Consider the following 18,668-nt stretch of genomic DNA (forward strand, 5'->3'; position numbering starts at 1 on the left):
GATCAAGCCCACGGCGGTCGGGGCCGGGGCGAGCCGGTGTGCGGTAGCGCGACGAGTTCGGCACAGGTGCCGCGGCCGGGCGCGATCTGCACCGACACCGCTGGCACCGCGAATCCGGTGACCTGCGTCAGCAGCGCAATGTAGGTGAAAACGGTTGCCACACCAGCGAAACCGACCGCAGTCGTGGCTATCGACACCAGAACTGGTGGCTGTGTCACCACCCGCAATTCCTCCCCGGATGTTCGTCTGCGCGCGTTCTCGCTGGCACATGTCCTGATCAAAGGACAGATGTCCTGCCTCGCCACAACTGAACGCCCCACGCGTCGTCGTTCCACGTGTCGGTGGGTATCGGTAGCGTCGGGTGCTGTGGAAACTGGGGAACATATCCAAGAGCTCGCCGACCGCATTGTGGCGCTGCGCGACGCCTACTACCGGGGGTCGCCGCTGGTCGCGGACGCCGAGTACGACGCGATCGAGGACGAGCTACGTGGCCTGGTCGAGGCGCACCCCGGCCTCACGCCCGACCCGAATCCGCTGGCGCAGGTCGGCGCGCCCGCAGTGTTGCACGCCCCGATCCGGCATTCGCGTCCAATGCTGTCACTCGAGAAGGCGACCAATCACGAGCAGGTGGCGGCGTTCTTCCACCGCTTTCCCGGCCAGTCGGTGGTGGTGATGCCGAAGCTCGACGGCTTGTCCCTGGCTCTGGTTTTCGAGGATGGGCGGCTGGTGCGCGCCGTGACCCGGGGTGACGGCACCACCGGTGACGACGTGACCATGCTGGTCCGCGCGTTGGTCGATGGTGTTCCGGAGCGGATCGACGTCCCGGGGCGGGTGGAGGTGCGCGGCGAGGCGGTGATGCTGCGTTCGACGTTCCTCGCCTACAACACGGCGCATCCGGACAAGCCGCTGATCAACCCGCGCAACGCCGCGGCGGGCACGCTGCGGGCGAAGGACCCGGCCACAGTCTCCGAGCGCCGCCTGCAGTTCTTCGGCTTCGACTTGGATACCTCTGCTGGCGGCGCTGCGGTCGACCTCGGGGAGGGGCTGCGGGCACTGGGAGTCGCGGGCGCGGAGATGCGGCTGTGCGCCAGCGCCGAGCAGGCGCAGGCGGCGATCACCGCGATCGAGCAAGGTCGTAATGAGCTGGACTATGACCTCGACGGCGCGGTGCTGCGGCTGGCCGACCGCGATGCCTACGCGGCGGCCGGGACTCGGTCGAACTCCCCACGTGGTGCGCTGGCGTTCAAGTTCGCCGCCGAGGAGAAGACCACGTTGCTGGCCGACGTGGTCTGGGACGTCGGCAAGACGGGCAAGATCGTCCCGGTCGCGTGGCTGGAGCCGGTGTTCGTGGGCGGCACGACGGTCACGAAGGCCACGCTGGCCAACCAAGAGGTGATCCGCGCCCGCGACATCAAGATCGGCGACACCGTGCTGGTGCGCCGCGCGGGCGATGTGATCCCGTTCGTGGCCGGCGTGCTCGATTCCTCCAAACGCACGGGCGAGGAGCGTGAGATCGTGCCGCCCACCGCCTGCCCCTCATGCGAGCAGCCGGTGACCGAGCAGGGAAACAGTCGGGAGCTGTTCTGCACCAACGTCTCATGCCCCGCACAGACGGTGCGCAGGCTGATCCACTGGGCGTCGCGGGCGGCGGCGGACATCGACGCCATCGGGCAGGTGTGGATCGAACGCCTGGCCGAGGCGGGCATCCTGGAGCGCCCGTCGGACTTCTACACGCTGACAAAGGAGCGCCTGCTCGAGTTCGACCGCCTCGGCGAGGTCTCGGCCGCGCGCATGATCGACTCGATCGATGCCAGCCGCCAGGTCGGCCTGCGCCGCGCGCTGATCGGCCTGGCGATCCCGATGGCCTCCGAAGGCACCGCCGCGCGCCTGGCCCGGGCGGGATTCGACTCCCTGGAGGAGGTTGCCGATGCGGGCGAGGAACGGCTCGTGGCGGTGGACGATATCGGACCGAAGGTCGCTGCCTCACTGGTGGCGCACCTGGATCGTCTGCGTCCGGAACTGCAGCGGCTGCGAGAGGCAGGCGTCTGTCTGGACGTGCGCGAGGAGGACCTTCCCCCGGTCATCGCGGCCGGCGCGCCCCTGGAAGGCAAGACGGTGGTGATCACCGGCGCTATCAGCGACCCGCGCTCCGGCGAGAAGGTCGCCCGCCCGACGTTCCAACGCCTGTGTGAGAAGGCGGGCGCGGCGGCGGCGGCCTCGGTCTCGGCGAACACCGACCTGCTCATCACCGGTACGGGGGTCGGGGAGAGCAAGCTGACCAAGGCGGCGAAGCTCGGCGTCGACGTCGTCGACCAAGGCGAGATCTGGAACCTGCTGATCGCCGCCAAGGTCATCTAGACCTCGGCTCGCCCGGCCTCATCGACCGAAACATGCCGAAATGACCCGTGGCCACGCGTTCTCGACCGCCGACCGTTTCGGCCACAGGCCCCCACCGAATTCCGTACAGCCGATTATTGCGCGTTCAACGGGGCAAAGAACTCGAGGTTCCCGCACTCATCGGCGTTTCCGGACGTCCGCGAGACATCGACTGTCAACCGGTCGACAGCACAAGATCGGCTTCGACTGCCCCGGATCGGCCGCCGCGTCGTAGGTGATCGCACTCGGTTCGGTCGATCGATGCTGAACTCGATCGTCGCCTACAACGGAAGCGTCATCGGCACATCGATGTGTTCGACCGGCCCGCCCGCACCATCACCCGTCGGCCGATAGTGACCGCGATCGCGCCTGAGACTGCCTGCCGCTCGCACAGGGTGGGGAAGGTATACCGCGGCGTAGACGCCGACGGCCTGGTCGAGCTGTACCGACGATCCTCCTGATTCTTATACGAAGTCTCTGCCGAAGAAAGGATCCGAGAGCCAGACACGTACTCAGCGTGCGAGCCTGATCAACGACGTGGAAGCCAACGGCGGTTTACGAGAATTGGCGTCACCCGGGTAGCCTGCCGAGCAGCCAGCTGCCGACACCTGCCGGATTCTCGTCGAAGTAATAGTCGTGGATGGCTTGTAGCAGATCGTCAGTGGTGACGAGGCCGTCGCCGTCGGTGTCGAGCCTGCGGTGGATTTCGCGGGCATCGTCGGCAGGCAGGTGCATCAGCGCCCCCGTCCAGCGGAGGTACTCCTCGGCGTTCAGTTTGCCGTCGCCGTCGACGTCGGCGATCGCCATGATCGCCGACAGGAACGGCCGATAGCCCTGTTCGAATGATTTCTCGGTCACCAGCAGACCCTCCGCGAAAGCCTGCTTGTACTCGGATAGATCGACAGATCCGTCGATGTTGACATCGCCCGCCGATGCCAGGCGCCCCCACAGCTGCAGACTCAGTTGCAGCAACTGTTGCGCGGCAGGCGAATCAGGCTCGTGGCCGAACTCCGCGGCCACCGCGCGCGCCGAGCTGTCGAAATCGCTGCGCTCGATCCGGCCGTCGCCGTCGAAGTCGAACGTCTCGAACCGCCGCTCCAGCTTGCGTGTCAAGAACTCGCTGATCTCCATGGCCTGCCTATCCACTCGAATCCGATCATGACATCGTCGCCACCGTGACCGGTAGGCCACCAGCGGAATTCTCCGCTGATCCCGACCGCGCCACACCACAAATCCCGATTCCCCACCACCACGCCGTATTCCACAAACTCGCTGTCGACAGTGATGACGCGCCGTCATCGGCTGGGACGTAGTCCGGCTTCGGCGATGGAATTTCGGAGATACGTATGCGGGACATCGGTCAGCTCGCTCGGCTCTGCGCGCAGTCGCGGACCTGTCCTGCATCTAGGATGTTCATAGGCGGGCTGGCAAATGTATTGTGCTTCAGGCTGATTGAGAGTTTGCGCCGAGGACGCGCCCGCACTGTGGGTGCTGCGCGTCGCGCGGCGCGCGAGGTTCGATCGCCCGGGACGAGCGATGCGGCTGTCTCGTATGGAAAGGGGTGCCGTGAAACCCTACGAAGATGAGACGTTGCGCGGGTTGACCGAGGTGGTGCTGGGCGAACTGGCTGCGGGGGGGATCCGGCGTGGCGGACCGTTGCCTGCTGGTAGTCCGGCGGCGGTGAAGGTTTGTGTGACCGGTCGGGTCGGTTGGGTGCTGCCGCAGGTTGGGCTTGGCGCGGAGGTCGCGCTGCGGAAACTGACGCGTGCGTTGGTGCTCGGGTCGGCAGACGCGGCCGAGGCGTGGTGTGTCGGGCACTTGCTGTGTTGGCCGGGCTGGCGGTACTCGGTCGCGCCCGCGTCGGCCGTATCGAGCTGCGGCTCGAGGCAACTTTGCTACATCCACAAACCAGCGGCGACGATCTCGCACCGCTGTTGGACCTCGTCGCCGACCTCGCCGGTTGAGGGGCGGATGTGCTGACCTCCGGCAACGACCGCACGGCACTGTGGACCTCCGCAGAGCGTTACCTCGGTGCCGGCACCCGCAACTACAGCCGCTACAGCGCCGAGATGCCGGTGTCGGCCGACTACCACCCCCAGGGTAGCGCCCCCGGCTTTCAACTCCCGACATTCTGGGTCGACTCCGAACACAGTGAATATCGCCGCACCTCGGCCTCGTCACCGCTGCATGACATCTACTTCCACAACGACCGCTTGCTGCTCCCGGTCCATCCCGACACGTTGGCGTTACCGCACCTGCCGGGCCGTGACCTACTTCTCACCATGGCTGCCGGACCGGTGTTCGACGTGATGCCGCTGGCGAACGGCCGCACCGTCCTCGTACTCGGCACCGACGGCGTCCCCACCGCACCGCATTTTCTGAAACTGCACTTCCCGCAACGGATCTCCCGCTTCCAGCGGACCATGAACGCACCCAACCTCGGCCACGAGTTGTGGAGCACGACGCAGCTGCACACTGCCGGCCTGCCCGTTCTCCGCGATCTCGGCGGCGGCTTGTTCGGCAGAGACCCCGACACCGCCTGGGGCTACCTCGTCCGAGATTCACTCGTCCGCGACGAGCACGATTTCGACTACACAGTGCCGTTGTTCGCCTTGTACGGCAAGGATATTCGGTCGCCCGACCGCCAGCCGTTGCTGCATAGTTTGGTGATTCGGTCCGGTATCGAACCCGCGGTATTCCTGGCCGAGCACATTATCGAGCCAATGATCGAGTTCTGGGTACGGGCCGTGTTCTCGACCGGCTGCCTGCCCGAATTGCACGGCCAGAACACCCTGCTCAGCTTCACCCGCGACGGTCGCCACAGCCGAATCGCCTACCGTGATGGAGGGATCTACACCCTCGCCCCGCTACGCCACAGGTTCGGTCATGCCGCTGACCTGCCCCCGATGGACGTCGTGCCACGCGATGTCGCGGTCGATTGCGCTCACCTGATGAGCCTGGTCTACGACAGTTTTATGGGCCACCACGCCCTCACACGCTTGAACACACTGGGCACGGAGCTGTTTGGCTTCGATCCCGACCTGCTGCCATCGGTCGCACGCAAAACATTCGCAGACAACGACGGAACCCAACTCGTCCTTCCCCGCACCGTGTACTACTACGACGATACCTGCCCACCCGACCAAGGCTGGCGCCTCGCCGATACCGGACAAACACCGACTTGGCGATAACGCTCGGCACACACCCGCTCTCCGACGCAGCCTATCCGCTATTCGGCATTTCAGTGCGTTGCGGGAGGCTGAACCGTTGGCGGGCGTTGTTCGCGGGCCGCAGCCGCGGGACTCGATATCGTGGTTCGCGCGAGCCACCGCTCGAGGTCGGCGGTCCCCGGAGCTGCGCTGGACCCTGGGCCGGTGGTGGCTGCCGTTCCGCACGCCACGGCGGCGGCGAGGCATTTCGCCGGCGGCCAGCCGGCGAGCAGGCCATGAACGAAACCGACGTTGAAGCAGTCACCGGCTCCGGTGGTATCCACAGACGAAATCTGTGGTGCCGCAACGTCGTAGCGTTCGCCGCAGTGTGTTGCGGTGGCTCCGGCGCCGCCGAGTTTGATCACCACGTTGGGCACAAGTTCGTTCAGCCGCGATATCGCATCCTCCATGGTCGGCGCCCTGGTCAGCCGCAGTGCTTCCTCGGCGTTGGGCGCGAAGATATCGGTGGAAGCCAGAGCGGCTCGCACTCCGGGCGTGTCGACATCGACGGCTACGTCTTGGCAGTCCATCACTACGGTGATGCCGAGGTGGCGGGCGAGCTTCAGCGCGCGCACGGTGTCGGCGTCGTAGCGTAGTTGCGGCACCATCAGGACGCGTGGTCGGTATTGCCGTAGCAGCGACGAGAGCGGTTGCGGGAAGCTCGGGTCCTGGAAACTGACCATCGCCCGATCCTCGGGCGTGGACAGGGCGACGGTCAGGCTGCGCAGCGGCGTCGGCTGATGCCGGAAGGCGCTCTCGTCCAATCCTTCTGCGCGTGCGGCGTGGAGGACATGGGTGCTGAAGGGATCGCTGCCGAAGTCGGTCGCCCACACGACATCGTGCCCGAGCCTATGCGCGGCCATGGCCAGGGTGTAGGCGCCACCGGGCATCATTGCGAACCCCTCAGCGAAGACCTCACGGCCAGGTCGGACGGGCTCGGGTAGCCCGCGGAAGATCAGATCCACAAAATAGGCGCCCACCACGAGAATTTCCCGCCCACCCGGCTCGTCTGTGCCCATCCGATGACCGTACCTGGGGTGAGTGCGGAATGTGGGCGGTCGAGAGGGTCACGGCGGCGGAGTATTCATGCAGCGGGTGTTAGCTTTGGATCGGTGATGAGAATCTTGGTCACCGACCTGGACGGTACGTTGCTGGGCGGGGAGATCGCCGACCAGCGTCGGCTGTGTGCGGCGTTGGCCCGCCATCCCGAGGTGACGGTGGTTTTCGCCACCGGCCGCGGCGTGGCGTCGGTCGCCGATGCGCTGCGTGACCCGCTGGTGCCGACACCACGCTGGATCATCGCCGATGTCGGTGCCACCGTGGTCGACGGCACCGACCTGCGGCCCGTCGGGGATATTCAGGCCCACCTTCGTACCGCATGGCCTGGAACACAACGAGTTCGACACGCGCTGAACCGCTTCGGGCAACTGACGTACCAGCGGGTGCCGCAGGACGGGCGCTGCTCGTATTACCTGGCACCGGATCAGCTGACCGACGAACTCGCCGCCGCTGTCCACGCGCTCGGATGCCGGTGGCTGTACTCCGCGGACCGCTACTTCGACGTCGTGCCGCCGAACGCATCAAAGGGCAACGCCGTGGCGGCGTTGGCCGAAAAGTTCGGTTGGCAAATGGATTCCGTCCTGGTGGCCGGTGATTCGCTCAACGATGCATCGCTGTTCGAACTGGGCACGCACGGCGTGATAGTCGGCGCCGCCGAGCCCGCCCTACACCGGGCGGTTCCCCTCGACGCACGTATCCATCGCCCCGAGTGTCCTGGCGCGGGCGGGATTCTCACAGCGCTGCACGCGCTGGGGTGGGTTGCACAGGACAACTGCGCCGAGGACCGGCACTACCTGATAGTCGGCTATCATCGACCACCGGCCCCGCGGGGTGAGCCACGATCACCGTCCAGCCCAAACGGGATTATACCCAGCCTGACCGCCCTGTTCGCACAGGGGTTGCCGGGCATCTGGGTCGCCGCGCAGGTCGGCGAGGACGGTGTCGACGCACGTGAGCACGAGGCCCCGTTGTCACTGCTGCCGGTGACCCCCGACGAATGGAGCGGCTACTTTCATCGCGCATGCAAGGACACACTGTGGCCGATCCTCATGTCCGAGCCGCACCGCATGCGCTTCGATACCGCGGCCTGGGCCCAGTATCGTGTAATCAACCAGCGATACGCCAAGCGTATCGGCGAGCGAGCAGCACACGGCGCGACCATCTGGCTACACGACTACAACCTATGGCTCGTCCCCGGCCTGCTTCGCCAGGTCCGACCGGATCTGTGCATCGGACTGTTCCACCACACTCCATTTCCACCGAGGGAGGTGTTCGACGCCCTGCCCACAGCAGACGAAATTCGTTCCTCGCTCATACAGTTGGACTGGGCTGGATTTCACACGGATGCCTTCGCCGACAATTTTCGACAAAGCCTGGTCGGCCAGCTCACACTGCCCGCCTTGGGTGTCCATCCGCTGGGTATCGACCGTCCAGCCATCGAAACACTCGCCCGCAGCCGCGCCTCACGCATACGGCCCAGCCGACACGCGTTGGTGCTCTCCGTCGAACGTCTCGATTACACCAAAGCCCCCGTACACAAGGTCGACGCCATAGCGGCGTTGCTGGAGCACCGCCCGGACCTGCACGGCCGATTGGTATTCCGGCTCGTCTGCCCACCACCGGAACCAGGCATCTCCGCCTACGACACCACTCGGCGTGCCCTCGAGCGACGCACCACCGAGATCAACAACGCGTGGCGTGTCGGCAGTTGGCAACCGATCGACTACATCCCGCACAACCTGCCGCTCTCCGAGGTGATGGACCACTACTTGGCCGCGGACGTGTTCTGGGTAACATCCCTGCAGGACGGCATGAACCTGACCGCAAAGGAATTCGTCGCCGCCCAGTCGGCAGTGACCGGACCCGACTCCCGGCCCGGGGTACTGGTGCTGTCCCGCTACGCCGGTGCCGCAACAGAACTCGGCGACGCCGCCCTGCTCACCGACCCGCATTCCCCCGAAGACCTCACCGCCACACTCGCTCGCGCACTGTCCCTCGACCACACCGAGCGCCGCACCCGCGCGAAACGTCTGGCCCACCTCTTAGGCCACGACCGCCCCATCGACTGGGCAACCCGCATCATCGACGCCATCCGCGTCCGCGCCCCCGACCCGGCCGCAGTGCCGATCACATACCAGTCGACCTGATCAGGAACTCGGCAGATTCGGACACCGCGAAGCACGCGGAAATCGGCAATACAGCTTGTTCCGAACCGAGGTCCCGTGGTTGGGGTTCGTTCCCGACGAGGTCACTGCGGCGGCGTCGGCCGCGGTGACCCGGGTGGCAGAACAGTTCGGCCAAGGACTCCTCGACAACCTGGCCTGCGGTGCTGCTGTACTCCAACAACCTAGTAAGACCCCCGGCCAGCGGGGTCGCCCAGATTCGTTCGACGATCGACCTGGGTTGGTTAGCGCGCTCCCGGGTTTGTGTCGCGCGCCACGGCAAGGCTGCGGAGAAACGCGGTCGGCGCCGCGGGCAGCGGTGGTTGCCCGCGGCGCCCGGACCTAACTACGCCCTTCGCGGCTTCTCGGCAGAGACCAGGTCACCGTGCTGCGGCGCGCCCTGGAACAGATCATCGCCCTCGAAGCGGTTGGCACTCCCCCCGCGTCCCCCCGACAGTAGGCGTGCCGGCACGGCGCCGGGTGTACGGGTGGATCGCCGGGTCGGCGTGCTGCCGCGACCCCGGCATGGACACGACCCCCAGACCGCAGCCCGCCGCACCCACGGCGCGAAAGGGTCCCACAAACGACCGACCAGAATCCCGATCACCAGATCGACGCTCTGCAGCGCGCTGGCGTGGCGGCCGGGAACAACTTCGGTGACACCGCCAGCGGCGCCAAGGCATCCGGCCCGAGCTGGACCGGCACGGCCTATGGGTCGTGTCGGAATGGGGCCTATTGCCGGTCAGGTCGGATCGGCAATGAGGTGGTGGTACGCGGTGTCGAGAGGGATATCGACCGCGAACCAGGCTGCGGGTCGATCGTCGTCGCGGGGGCACCAGGCGGTCGCGATACACAGTCGGGCCACTTCCTCGGTGGCCAGGCCGGGTAGATGCCACGCGATTCGGGTCGGATCGGTGTATCGCACACCGTATTCGGTGGTCGTTTTGTCCTCACCGGTCGGCAGCAGGTGCGCCCAACTGGCGGGCATCAGCCGACCGTCCGCGGCATGCATGGCGAGCAGCTCGGAATCCGGGCCGCCGATCGACACCATGAAGTGTTCGTTCTCGACACTCACGGCCGCGAGACATTCGCCGGAGTCCGGACCGCCGTAAGCATCGGCGGGCACGTTGGTCAGTTCGGCCGAGACGACCAGTCCGGACAACCCGTCGCGAGCCTGCACCTGCCAGATTCCGGCCCACATCGGGACCGGGACGCCGCCGTCCCAGGCCCGTACCTCGATGCTTCCGATCAGCAGATCAACCGTTGCGGTTCGATGCCGCCACCGGTGCAGGTACGAGCCGTTCGCCAAGCGCCACACAGTATTCGACTCGGCCGGTAGCGCATCCGATCCCAGCGTGACGGAGAACTCGACGGTGCCGAGGGGCGTGTCGATCACAGCTGGATGACGGTCTACCTGTGCCAGGTGGTCGGTGGGGAGCATGCGCCCTATCATGCATGTTTGCGTTCACGAGGAACCGGTGGGTCGCCGCACCGGTCCCCCGCTCCGCAATCCGCGTTTCTGCGTTGCAAGATTGCCGAATAGCGCTGGGCCTGAGCCGGTCTTGCCTCATCGCCGTGACCTCTTGGCGGGTTCGGTCCAGCGCGATAGGCGGCATGAGGGACATTGCGGAAGGCGTGGCCGCTCCTGACTGCCGTGGTCCGTCCGCTGGGTCAGTTCCGCTTCAGGGTGCCGACACTCAGCGATCCGCTCGCAGCGGTCCGCAGCCTCTTCTCTGCCGCGCGGATGTAGCTGACGGGATCCTTGTCGACGGGCTGGACGCCGGCGTAGTTCCGCGCCTCGTAAGCGGCGAAGGCGACGGCCAGCTGATGGCGGCGCGGCAGCCCGGCCAGGTGGCGGAAGTCGGTCAGGCCCTCGCGTTCTTCCTCGGCCATGTGATCGCTGTTGGCCGAGTTCACTGCCGCGACAGCGGCATACCAGTCATCGGTGCCGACCCGGTGACGCGCCACTTCGGCGATCGCGTCCCTGATCTCGTTGTGGTCGTGGATCGCGTCGAGTGTCTCCTCCTTCACCCCGTCCGCACGCCGGGCCGCGAGACCCGCCTGCAGCAGCGCGGGGTAGAAGATCTCCTCCTCCGCCTGCGCGTGCAGCTCGAGGAAGGCCGCCAGCCTGTCCCAGATCACCGAAAGTACATCGGTCTCCGCGCGATCAATCTGCTCCAGGATCGCGAACAGCCGCCGCTGCTCATGGTGGTCATCGAGGATCAACTCGGTAATGTCCACAATTCCTCCCTGGTACCGCATAGGTCAGCACCGAACGCCAGGGCAGACTGCACCTTGGGCAGCTGGCATGTTCTTCAGGGAGCCGACGATAACCCACCGCCGAACCGCCCCGCTGCTAATACACCGGCGAGCCGCCCCGCTGCTCGCGTCCGCTTCATCGTTCATGGGACGGTCACCAACTTGTGGCCACCCGAACCTGCCAAGATCTTGACTCGAGACAGACAACCTCCCCGTCGAGTTCTTGGCATGGTCCGCACCGGGATCCGTATCCGGTGCTAACCGATCCGCAGCGCGCTCAGGATCGGGTCGTAGGCCCAGTTCAGCATGCGCTCGGCGTCGTCTTTCGCGGCGACGTCACTGTCGGGCGAGCTGTGCAGGACCACACCGATCAGCGGTATTCCGGCCCTGACCGTCTCGAACAGCAGGCAGGTTCCCGCAGCGTCGGTGTATCCGGTTTTGATGCCGATGGTGCCGGGATAGTCGTGCAGCAGCGAGTTCGTGGTCTGCCAGAAGTGATCGCGGTTGCCCGGGCCGGCAGGCAGGTGATAGGTCTGCGATCGGGCGATCTCGCGGAACACCGGTAGGCTCATCGCGCGCAGGCCGAGGGCAACCAGATCCGCCGGTGTGGAGTATGTGGAGTGGTCGGTGGGGACGGGCAGTCCGCTGGGGTCGGTGAAATGTGTTCCCGCCAGGCCCATTTGATGCGCGGTGTCGTTCATTTTGGCAATGAAGCCGTCTTGGCCGGGCCCGTAGGCCTCCGCAAGGGTATAGGCGGCGTCGCAGCCGGACGGCAGCATCATCGCGTAGAGGAGCTGTCGCGCGGTGAGCACCTCGCCGGGGGCCAGGCCTGCGGTGCTTCCGTCGTACTTGGTGCCGTAGGCGATGATTTCTTGCGGCACGGTAATGATCTGGTCGAGGTCGCCGGCGTTGATCACGACCAATGCCGTCATCACTTTCGTGATGCTAGCTATCGGTACCGGGGTGTTCGGCTGTCGTGACCACAGCACCGTGCCGGTGATTCCGTCCGCCAGCGCTGCTCCCGATGCCTGCACTGCGTCCGGCTCAGGAGTCAGCCAGGGTAACTGAATATGGACGTCGCTCGCGGCAGGGGCGGCCGAGACGCCATGACCGGCCGCCGCGACCAGCGCCCCGACGATGGCAGCCTGCAACAATCGGGCAAATATTTGCATGGCCACATTCTGTCGTGCGACCCCGTCAACCACTGGGATTTCACCGACCCAATTGCCGCGCCGCTCCGGCGACAGCTTGCAATCGGCTGATCCAGGATGCTCTGAGCCAACGCTTCTCGCGCGCGACCGCTTGCCCAGCGGCTGAAGAGCGCCCGGCGGTGCTGTGACGCCGGGCTCCCGATGAGGTCGAGTTCGCGGTCCTCAACGAATCCAGATCTGCCACAGCACGATCCAACACCATTCGACTGGCTACCAGCCCCGAAACGCGCGAGGGCTGCTGGAGTATTAGCCGACCTGCCCCGGTTGCCTACCGGTGCGCCCGAGCGCCGTGGCGATGATTTCCGCGCTGTCGGTGTGGAGGGCCTGCGCCGCGGTCTTGCCGGTCGCCGCGAGGTAGGTATCGACCAGTCGGTTGCCTGCGGAGTACCCCGCTCCCGTCGGCAATCCGACCGGGGTCACACCGAAGTGCTCGGCGATGGCATCGCCGTGCACCCAGGCTGTGAAGTTCTGCATGCCGGTGATGTCCAGTCCGGAAACGACTTTCATGAACACCGCGTCGTCGTGCAAGCTGGGCAGGCCGATGCGGGTGTAGCCGAGGTCGTCGCCATAGAGTTGGCGGGCGAAGGCGTCGGCCAGGCCCTCGCTCACCACCTGCTCGCCGACGGTGACCGTCGTCGGATTCCACACCACACCGCCAGGGCTGTAGCGCAGATTGTGGTGGAGTTCGTGCACCGCGGTACCCTCCACTCGTTCCAGGTTCTGGGGATAGGGCCACAGCGTAATCGCGATGTAGCCGGAGATGCCGCCGAAGCCGGTGACGCCCAGGCTGGGGCCCATGAAGTTGGCGTCCCCCGGGTCGCCGAGGAGCAGTAGCGCGGTGATATCCGGGGCTTGGAATCCGGGTGTCGCGGCGAGCAATACGGCTGATGCATCGTCGAGCGCCTGCTGCATGCGCCCCCAGGCTCCGGCCGCCGCGAGCGTTTCGATCGCGTCGAGGCAACGTTCCTCGTCGCGATCGAGCGGGAAGCCGGCCGACTGCCGGTGGAACGCCACCAGGTCGGCCTCTCCCGGGAAGTACCGGTACATCCCGGCCATCGGGTCGAGCATCGATCGCAGCATGTCTTCGCGATCCTCCACTGGCGCCCGCAGGATCTGCTTCATGGCCGAGTACGAGTCGAGAACAGTGATCGTCACGTGCCCAACGGTAGGCCCTGACGTAGCGTGAGGGGCAAGCCGCAGTGCGGCGGGACAAAGTCTGCTGTACTATCCCCGGTCCGGCATCGGCGTCTGGCCGAGGTTGTGAGACCATCCGATACGGCCAGGTGCTCCCGGGGATTGCGGGGCGGGATTGGCCTTATAGCGCATCCGGTCGGCAGCGCCGTGACCGGTTCGAATAGCGCGATCAGGAGCCGGAGTGCGTTGTGTTGGAACACCGTCGAGCGGGTCTGCGCGAAAGCCAGGCCCGCGACTGACCGGATAGCTTCGACGACCGCGGCCAAGGCCGCTCGTCGGCACTCGAGATCCTGGGTTCGACTTCGTTGGGGGAACGCCGCAGCCGCAGCGTCTACGGGGACTCCGAATGAACACCCGGTTGCGCCAAGTCCGGACTGAAGGACGGCCGGTGGAGCGATATTGCAGCAACCTGCTTCGATCCCGCGGCCGGTGATTGCTGTCAGGCTGTGGTGCACTCTTTGGTCGCTGTTTGTGTGTGGTGTCGGGGGTGTATGTTGGCCGTGACCATACGGTGTGGATACCCGCAGTTCCGCAGCTCTCTCCGCCATCCCGAGCGCCCGGTCACGTCTGGTACTCACAGGAATGACGATTTCAGGCGTTGGTAGCGGTGGTCACGAGTGGGCACCTGCGCCCGAGTCCTGCTGTCTTGGTCTAATGGTTCCATCGCGTGGTGTGCTATTTCAGCAGCGCGAGTCCTGCCCCACTCGGAAAGCCTCGCGATAGACGGTCGTGGCTTCTTCGACTGCCGGTCCGGAGATTCGGGCGAGCGGAACGGGGTCCGCGATCAGTGGTTCGTGGTCGGGTCCGAACCCCGCGATACGGCCGGTCAGCAGCCAGGGAAATCGGTGTTGTTCATTGCCGAGTTCAGCGTACTTGCACAGTCGGCGCGCGATCCACTCCCGGGCCGGGCGTGGCCACCATGGCTCGGGCGTCACTACCGTCACAGACAAGCCGGGAAGGTCGACGTCGGCCTCGAAGTCGTGGCTGGGGCCCTCTGCATCGGCTGCGGGTCCACGCGAATATCTCAGATAGACAACATCGTCACGGTGGGCAACGAACTCACACAGTTCCTCGAGATGCTCGATCGTGTACGGCAGCTCTTCCGGCCCGCTGGTTGGTGCCATCGCTAAATATTAACCCGGCGTCCTCGAGGCGTGAACCAGAACCACCGCGCCGAAGGCGACCCATCGCTGTTTCCTGCGAGATCGAATTCGGCTCTACGAAGACCACATGTCCGCCGAAAAGCTGTACCGGCCCACACCCTCTGGGCACAGCGAGGGTGAACCCGAGCCGCTGGGCGGCCTTGATCGCCCCTTCACTGTCCCGGCAGAGGCCTGATCCGCATCAACAGCGCACTGAGCCGCTCGACGATCTCGGCAGCGACGCGGTGTACGCCGGGGCGGAAGAAGCCTCGATGGCGGGGCAGGTGGCAGATGGCACGTGACTGGTGGAATCGTTTGTTCCCCGGTATGCCGATGATGTGAAGATGACCCATCTGCCTGCGGCTGCGCTGACTTAGGCCGATCAGACGAAGTCGCGAGGACTACGGCGCTGCCAGTTCTGGGAGTACACCCGCTTGCGCACTGTCCTCGGGTCTGTCTGCGGATTTTCGAGTTCAAATGCGTCGAGCTCGGCATCGAGCACGAATTCTTCGGGAGTACAACGTAATACGGTATGTGTCGTGACTTCGGTGCGCCAATCGTCGCGCTCGAATCGGCGCAGCGTGCGGGTCTCGCCCCGGACCGAGGTAACGTCGTTGCCGCGGAAGCTGAACCATTCGGTGGTGGCCCGGCGCACGATTGTGCCGGTGTCGTCGAGCGAGATGGCGCCCTGATCGTTCTCGATCTCCAGGGTCGATACCCCACTCGCCAGGTCCCGCTCGACCTTCCAATGGTGCTTACCGGGTTCGATTTGCGTGGCAGGCGCCGCGGTGGCGGCCTCGGGCGGATCGAAGGGGCGCAGCCGGCCATCGTGTTCGCGGGGCGGCCGGTGCGGCAAGGTCAGTGCGCTGCGGCCGGTCGGGATGGTCAGCACCACCTGATCCGGCGACGGCCAGGCCAGCGGCCAGTACGACGAGGACACCGACAGCCGGATCCGGTGCCCAGGTGGGAAGGAGTGCGCTATACCGTTGAGCGGTAACCGCACGCGGTAAACGCGGCCAGGTTCGAGGGGCTCCGGTGTCGCGCTGCCGTCGCGATGGGTGAGGTTGAGCAGACCGTACGTCACCCGAGTCACCTCACCATTGGACGCGACGTCGGACAGCCGGGCCGCCACCATCGCATTCGGCCGGTCGGCCGATATCTCGAGTTCGAGCGTCGGCAGGCCCAGCACCTCGAACGTGTCATCGAGTGCTTCCGTTTCGAACACCAGTGAACCGCCGTCCTCCTCTCGCTGATCGGACGGTAGATCCGGTGTCGCGGCATACGACGCCCACTTGCCCGCGAACATGCCGACGCTCAATGGGGATTGCAGACGTAAGTTGCGTTGTTCCTCCACGTCGGGGTCCTCGGACAAGGAGTACCGCCCCAGCGTGAATCGGCGCGGCTCGAGGTTCGGTGAGGGCCAGCACGGTTCGCCCACCCACCGTCCGGGCCGGTCCGCATAGGATGGGTGCGGAGGGATGCTGTCCTGCATCCACGCGCGCAGCATCGGCTCGTCCATGATTCCGGTGTCACGGCCTTTGAGCCAGTGGTCCCACCACCGGACCATCTCCTGCAGGAATCCGATCGCCGGGCCGGGCACGCCCAGATGTGGGTACTTGTGGCCCCACGGTCCGATCAGGCCGCGGCGCGGAACGTCGAGGTGCTCGAGCAGCCGGAAGATCGCGTTGGTGTAGCCGTCGGCCCACCCGCCGACTGCGAGGACCGGACACTGCACCGCGCTGTAGTCCTCGTTGACGGAGGCGCGCCTCCAATAGTCGTCACGGCGTTGATGTTCCAGCCACTGCTCGATCCACAATCCGCTGCCCTCGAGGCGTTCGTGCCACATCTCGCGCCACCGGTCCCCGACGATCGCCGGATCCGGCGGCAGGCTGTTGAACGCGAACATCACCGTCGCCTCGGACAAATTGTCCGACAGCAGGCAACCCCCCATGTAGTGCATGTTGTCGACGTACAGGTCCTCGGTGGCCGAGGCGCTGACAATCGCCTTCAGCGCGGGTGGCCGGTGCGCGGCGACCTGCAGACTGTTGAAACCGCCCCACGAAATGCCCATCATGCCGATACTGCCGTCGCACCACGACTGCGCGGCGAGCCATGCGATGACGTCACAGGCATCGTCGTGCTCGGTCGCCAGGTATTCGTCGAGGAGTACACCGTCGGAGTCGCCGCTGCCACGTAGGTCCACGCGCACCGTCACGTAGCCGTGTCCGGCCAGGTAGGGGTGGTTCATGGAGTCGCGGGCGCGGGTGAGGTCACGCTTGCGATAAGGGATATATTCCAATATGGCGGGCAAAGCCTCCTCGGTCACCGGCCGCCACACCCGGGCGGCCAGGCGCGCTCCGTCCCGCATGGGGATGAAGACATTCTCGGTGACGCGCACCTCGTACGGGAACGACTCGACTGTATGCACTCAGTCGACCTCCTCGAATTCGAACGGAAGGGCCTCGAGGCAGTCGTGGTAGCGCTGTTCGAGGGCGGCGTGGTTGGCTGCGCCGATATAGAGGGTGGCGAGCTTGTATCGGTAAGGGTCCTGGTTGGGCAACTCGGACAGGCGGTCGCCGACTTCCACCTCGATCCGGACTACCGTGCCGCCGAACCGCTGCCGCAGCGCAGCGATCTCGTCATCGTTGGGGACGCGGGTGACGACGCCATCATCGTAGTGGGGCACCATGCATTGCGCCGCGACAGCGAATTCACCTTTGCGGTGGGGCATTTCGGGGCACCTCCCCAATGCGACGTCGATGGCGACGGCATGGTTCGAGATGCCGTCCACCTTGGCGAACAGGTCGCTGTGCGACTGGGAGATGCGGGTATTGACTTCGATCAACCGCAGTCGGCCGGTTTCGGCATCCCACATGAACTCGGAGTTGAAGCAGCCGTTGTCGTACCCGACGTGGCGTAGGTAGCGCTCGGTGACCTCGATCATCCGCTGCTGCACCGCCTCGGGCACGGTGTGCGCGGGGTAGTCGAGGTGGGCGAAGCTGTGGCCGGTCGCATCCTTGCGCATATCGAATATGCCGTGCACGTGATACTCGCCGCGGAACAGCGAACCTTCCAGTGCGGCCTGCGTGCCGGAGACTTTCTGCTCGGCAAGGCAGGTGCGGCCACCTGCGGCCCGGAACTGCTCGGGCACGGTCACGTGGGCTAGGGCCTGGTCGAACGGATCCGCGATGCGGCCGATCTCGGCCCTGATGCGCTCGATCGCCGCCGCGAACTCCTCGGAGTTGGACACCTCGAACCCCAACTGGGAGGAGTGGGATTTGATCGGCTTGACCCAGAATGGAAACTCGAAGTCGATCTCGCCCAAGGCGTCGGGATCGAAGGGGTCGAATGCACTGAATTCAGGCACGCAGTCGGCGACCGAATCCCGCTGCAGCCCCCGGCTCCACAGTTTGTGCTCGGACCGGATCACACTTTCCGTGCTCGGCGACGGCAAACCGTACTCGGCCGCGAGAATCGGCACGATCACGCTGGTCGGGAAGTCCCAGTGGGCGATGATCGCATCGACTTGGCCGTCGAACGCACGTAGCTCGGTGCGAGCGCGGTCGAGCAGATCCTCGAAGTCGAACTCCTCCGCGCCGATCAAAGTGTCGTAGCCGAGCAGTCCGTGCAACCGCATCCCGCCGCGGATATCGACCGTGCCGATCTCCCCGCGCTGTAGGTCCGTCAATGCAGGAACGAAAACATTCTTCGTCATAATGTGGGTCTAGCCTCATCAGGCTTTCTGAAACACCGACTGGTCTTCACATGTCGGCCGAGGGCTGAACGGACCGGTGCTGTGGCTTTACGATGCGGGGCGAGATGGGACCCGACGCGGTGCCGAGTGTAGGTGCCGCGGAGGCGGGATTAAATGGCCGTAATCCGTATACGACGGTACTCGACTCGTTTACATCGGGTGATGCGGTGGCTCGGCATTCCTGACGATGCCATCACCGATGCCTTACTGACTAGCGTCGGTATTGCTGGCCGCATTGTCGGCGCGATCGATCGCGCAGAGTATACGAGTCGATCACATGCTCGCGCGCCGCCGATCGAGGC

General features: G+C 65.6%; 14 protein-coding genes. 4 read left to right on the plus strand and 10 right to left on the minus strand.

The annotated features are described in order from the left end of the window. Positions 1-2: 2 nt before the first annotated feature. Positions 3-218 (minus strand): hypothetical protein, encoded by a 216-nt coding sequence (locus AB0H00_RS22840; RefSeq protein WP_357269415.1) that lies wholly within the window; start codon positions 216-218, stop codon positions 3-5. A gap of 148 nt (positions 219-366) precedes the next feature. Here AB0H00_RS22840 and ligA point away from each other — a divergent pair, with 148 nt between their 5' ends. Next, complete coding sequence (gene ligA, locus AB0H00_RS22845; RefSeq protein WP_357269418.1) at positions 367-2,358, plus strand: NAD-dependent DNA ligase LigA; 1,992 nt, start codon at positions 367-369, stop codon at positions 2,356-2,358. A 588-nt stretch (positions 2,359-2,946) separates the two neighbouring features. Here the strand turns inward: ligA and AB0H00_RS22850 are convergent. After that, a complete protein-coding gene (locus AB0H00_RS22850) occupies positions 2,947-3,522 on the minus strand; it encodes an EF-hand domain-containing protein (RefSeq protein WP_357269421.1) in 576 nt (191 codons plus the stop codon). A gap of 677 nt (positions 3,523-4,199) precedes the next feature. Here AB0H00_RS22850 and AB0H00_RS22855 point away from each other — a divergent pair. Further along, a complete protein-coding gene (locus tag AB0H00_RS22855; protein ID WP_357269424.1) occupies positions 4,200-4,340 on the plus strand; it encodes a hypothetical protein in 141 nt (46 codons plus the stop codon). A gap of 9 nt (positions 4,341-4,349) precedes the next feature. Further along, positions 4,350-5,567, plus strand: coding sequence for a hypothetical protein (locus tag AB0H00_RS22860; RefSeq protein WP_357269426.1), 1,218 nt, complete (start codon positions 4,350-4,352; stop codon positions 5,565-5,567). 50 nt (positions 5,568-5,617) lie between these two features. On the opposite strand, the gene AB0H00_RS22865 is transcribed toward AB0H00_RS22860, so the two are convergent. Continuing rightward, positions 5,618-6,604: a carbohydrate kinase family protein gene (locus AB0H00_RS22865; protein WP_357269429.1), complete on the minus strand. Its 987-nt coding sequence runs from the start codon at positions 6,602-6,604 to the stop codon at positions 5,618-5,620. Positions 6,605-6,700: 96 nt separating this feature from the next. Here AB0H00_RS22865 and AB0H00_RS22870 point away from each other — a divergent pair, with 96 nt between their 5' ends. Then, positions 6,701-8,791 carry a trehalose-6-phosphate synthase gene (locus AB0H00_RS22870; RefSeq protein ID WP_357269490.1) on the plus strand — a complete coding sequence of 697 codons (2,091 nt, stop codon included), beginning with the start codon at positions 6,701-6,703 and terminating at the stop codon, positions 8,789-8,791. Between the two features lie 757 nt (positions 8,792-9,548). On the opposite strand, the gene AB0H00_RS22875 is transcribed toward AB0H00_RS22870, so the two are convergent. The 7 genes from AB0H00_RS22875 to AB0H00_RS22905 all read right to left on the minus strand — a co-directional run bounded on the left by AB0H00_RS22875 (position 9,549) and on the right by AB0H00_RS22905 (position 18,327). Further along, on the minus strand, positions 9,549-10,247 hold the full coding sequence (locus AB0H00_RS22875) for a hypothetical protein (RefSeq protein WP_357269431.1): 699 nt from the start codon (positions 10,245-10,247) through the stop codon (positions 9,549-9,551). A 230-nt stretch (positions 10,248-10,477) separates the two neighbouring features. After that, a complete protein-coding gene (locus tag AB0H00_RS22880; RefSeq protein ID WP_357269434.1) occupies positions 10,478-11,047 on the minus strand; it encodes a hemerythrin domain-containing protein in 570 nt (189 codons plus the stop codon). Between the two features lie 275 nt (positions 11,048-11,322). Beyond that, complete coding sequence (locus AB0H00_RS22885; RefSeq protein WP_357269437.1) at positions 11,323-12,237, minus strand: serine hydrolase; 915 nt, start codon at positions 12,235-12,237, stop codon at positions 11,323-11,325. A gap of 285 nt (positions 12,238-12,522) precedes the next feature. Next, the gene (locus AB0H00_RS22890; RefSeq protein ID WP_357269440.1) at positions 12,523-13,431 is read right to left on the minus strand and encodes a DUF2268 domain-containing putative Zn-dependent protease; all 909 of its coding nucleotides are present in this window, start codon (positions 13,429-13,431) and stop codon (positions 12,523-12,525) included. Positions 13,432-14,150: 719 nt separating this feature from the next. Next, positions 14,151-14,594 carry a DUF6098 family protein gene (locus AB0H00_RS22895; protein WP_357269443.1) on the minus strand — a complete coding sequence of 148 codons (444 nt, stop codon included), beginning with the start codon at positions 14,592-14,594 and terminating at the stop codon, positions 14,151-14,153. Between the two features lie 400 nt (positions 14,595-14,994). After that, the gene (locus tag AB0H00_RS22900) at positions 14,995-17,040 is read right to left on the minus strand and encodes a CocE/NonD family hydrolase (RefSeq protein WP_357269446.1); all 2,046 of its coding nucleotides are present in this window, start codon (positions 17,038-17,040) and stop codon (positions 14,995-14,997) included. Then, a complete protein-coding gene (locus AB0H00_RS22905; RefSeq protein ID WP_357269449.1) occupies positions 17,041-18,327 on the minus strand; it encodes an ATP-grasp domain-containing protein in 1,287 nt (428 codons plus the stop codon). Positions 18,328-18,668: the final 341 nt, after the last annotated feature.

This window comes from Nocardia sp. NPDC023852, from assembly GCF_040639505.1.
In the GTDB taxonomy this organism is placed as follows: domain Bacteria; phylum Actinomycetota; class Actinomycetes; order Mycobacteriales; family Mycobacteriaceae; genus Nocardia.

Coding starts and splice junctions, on each gene's coding strand:
- AB0H00_RS22865 (WP_357269429.1), bottom strand. CDS start 6,604: ATGGGCACAGACGAGCCGGGTGGGCGGGAAATTCTCGTGGTGGGCGCC.
- AB0H00_RS22870 (WP_357269490.1), top strand. CDS start 6,701: ATGAGAATCTTGGTCACCGACCTGGACGGTACGTTGCTGGGCGGGGAG.
- AB0H00_RS22875 (WP_357269431.1), bottom strand. CDS start 10,247: ATGCTCCCCACCGACCACCTGGCACAGGTAGACCGTCATCCAGCTGTG.
- AB0H00_RS22885 (WP_357269437.1), bottom strand. CDS start 12,237: ATGCAAATATTTGCCCGATTGTTGCAGGCTGCCATCGTCGGGGCGCTG.
- AB0H00_RS22895 (WP_357269443.1), bottom strand. CDS start 14,594: ATGGCACCAACCAGCGGGCCGGAAGAGCTGCCGTACACGATCGAGCAT.
- AB0H00_RS22905 (WP_357269449.1), bottom strand. CDS start 18,327: ATGACGAAGAATGTTTTCGTTCCTGCATTGACGGACCTACAGCGCGGG.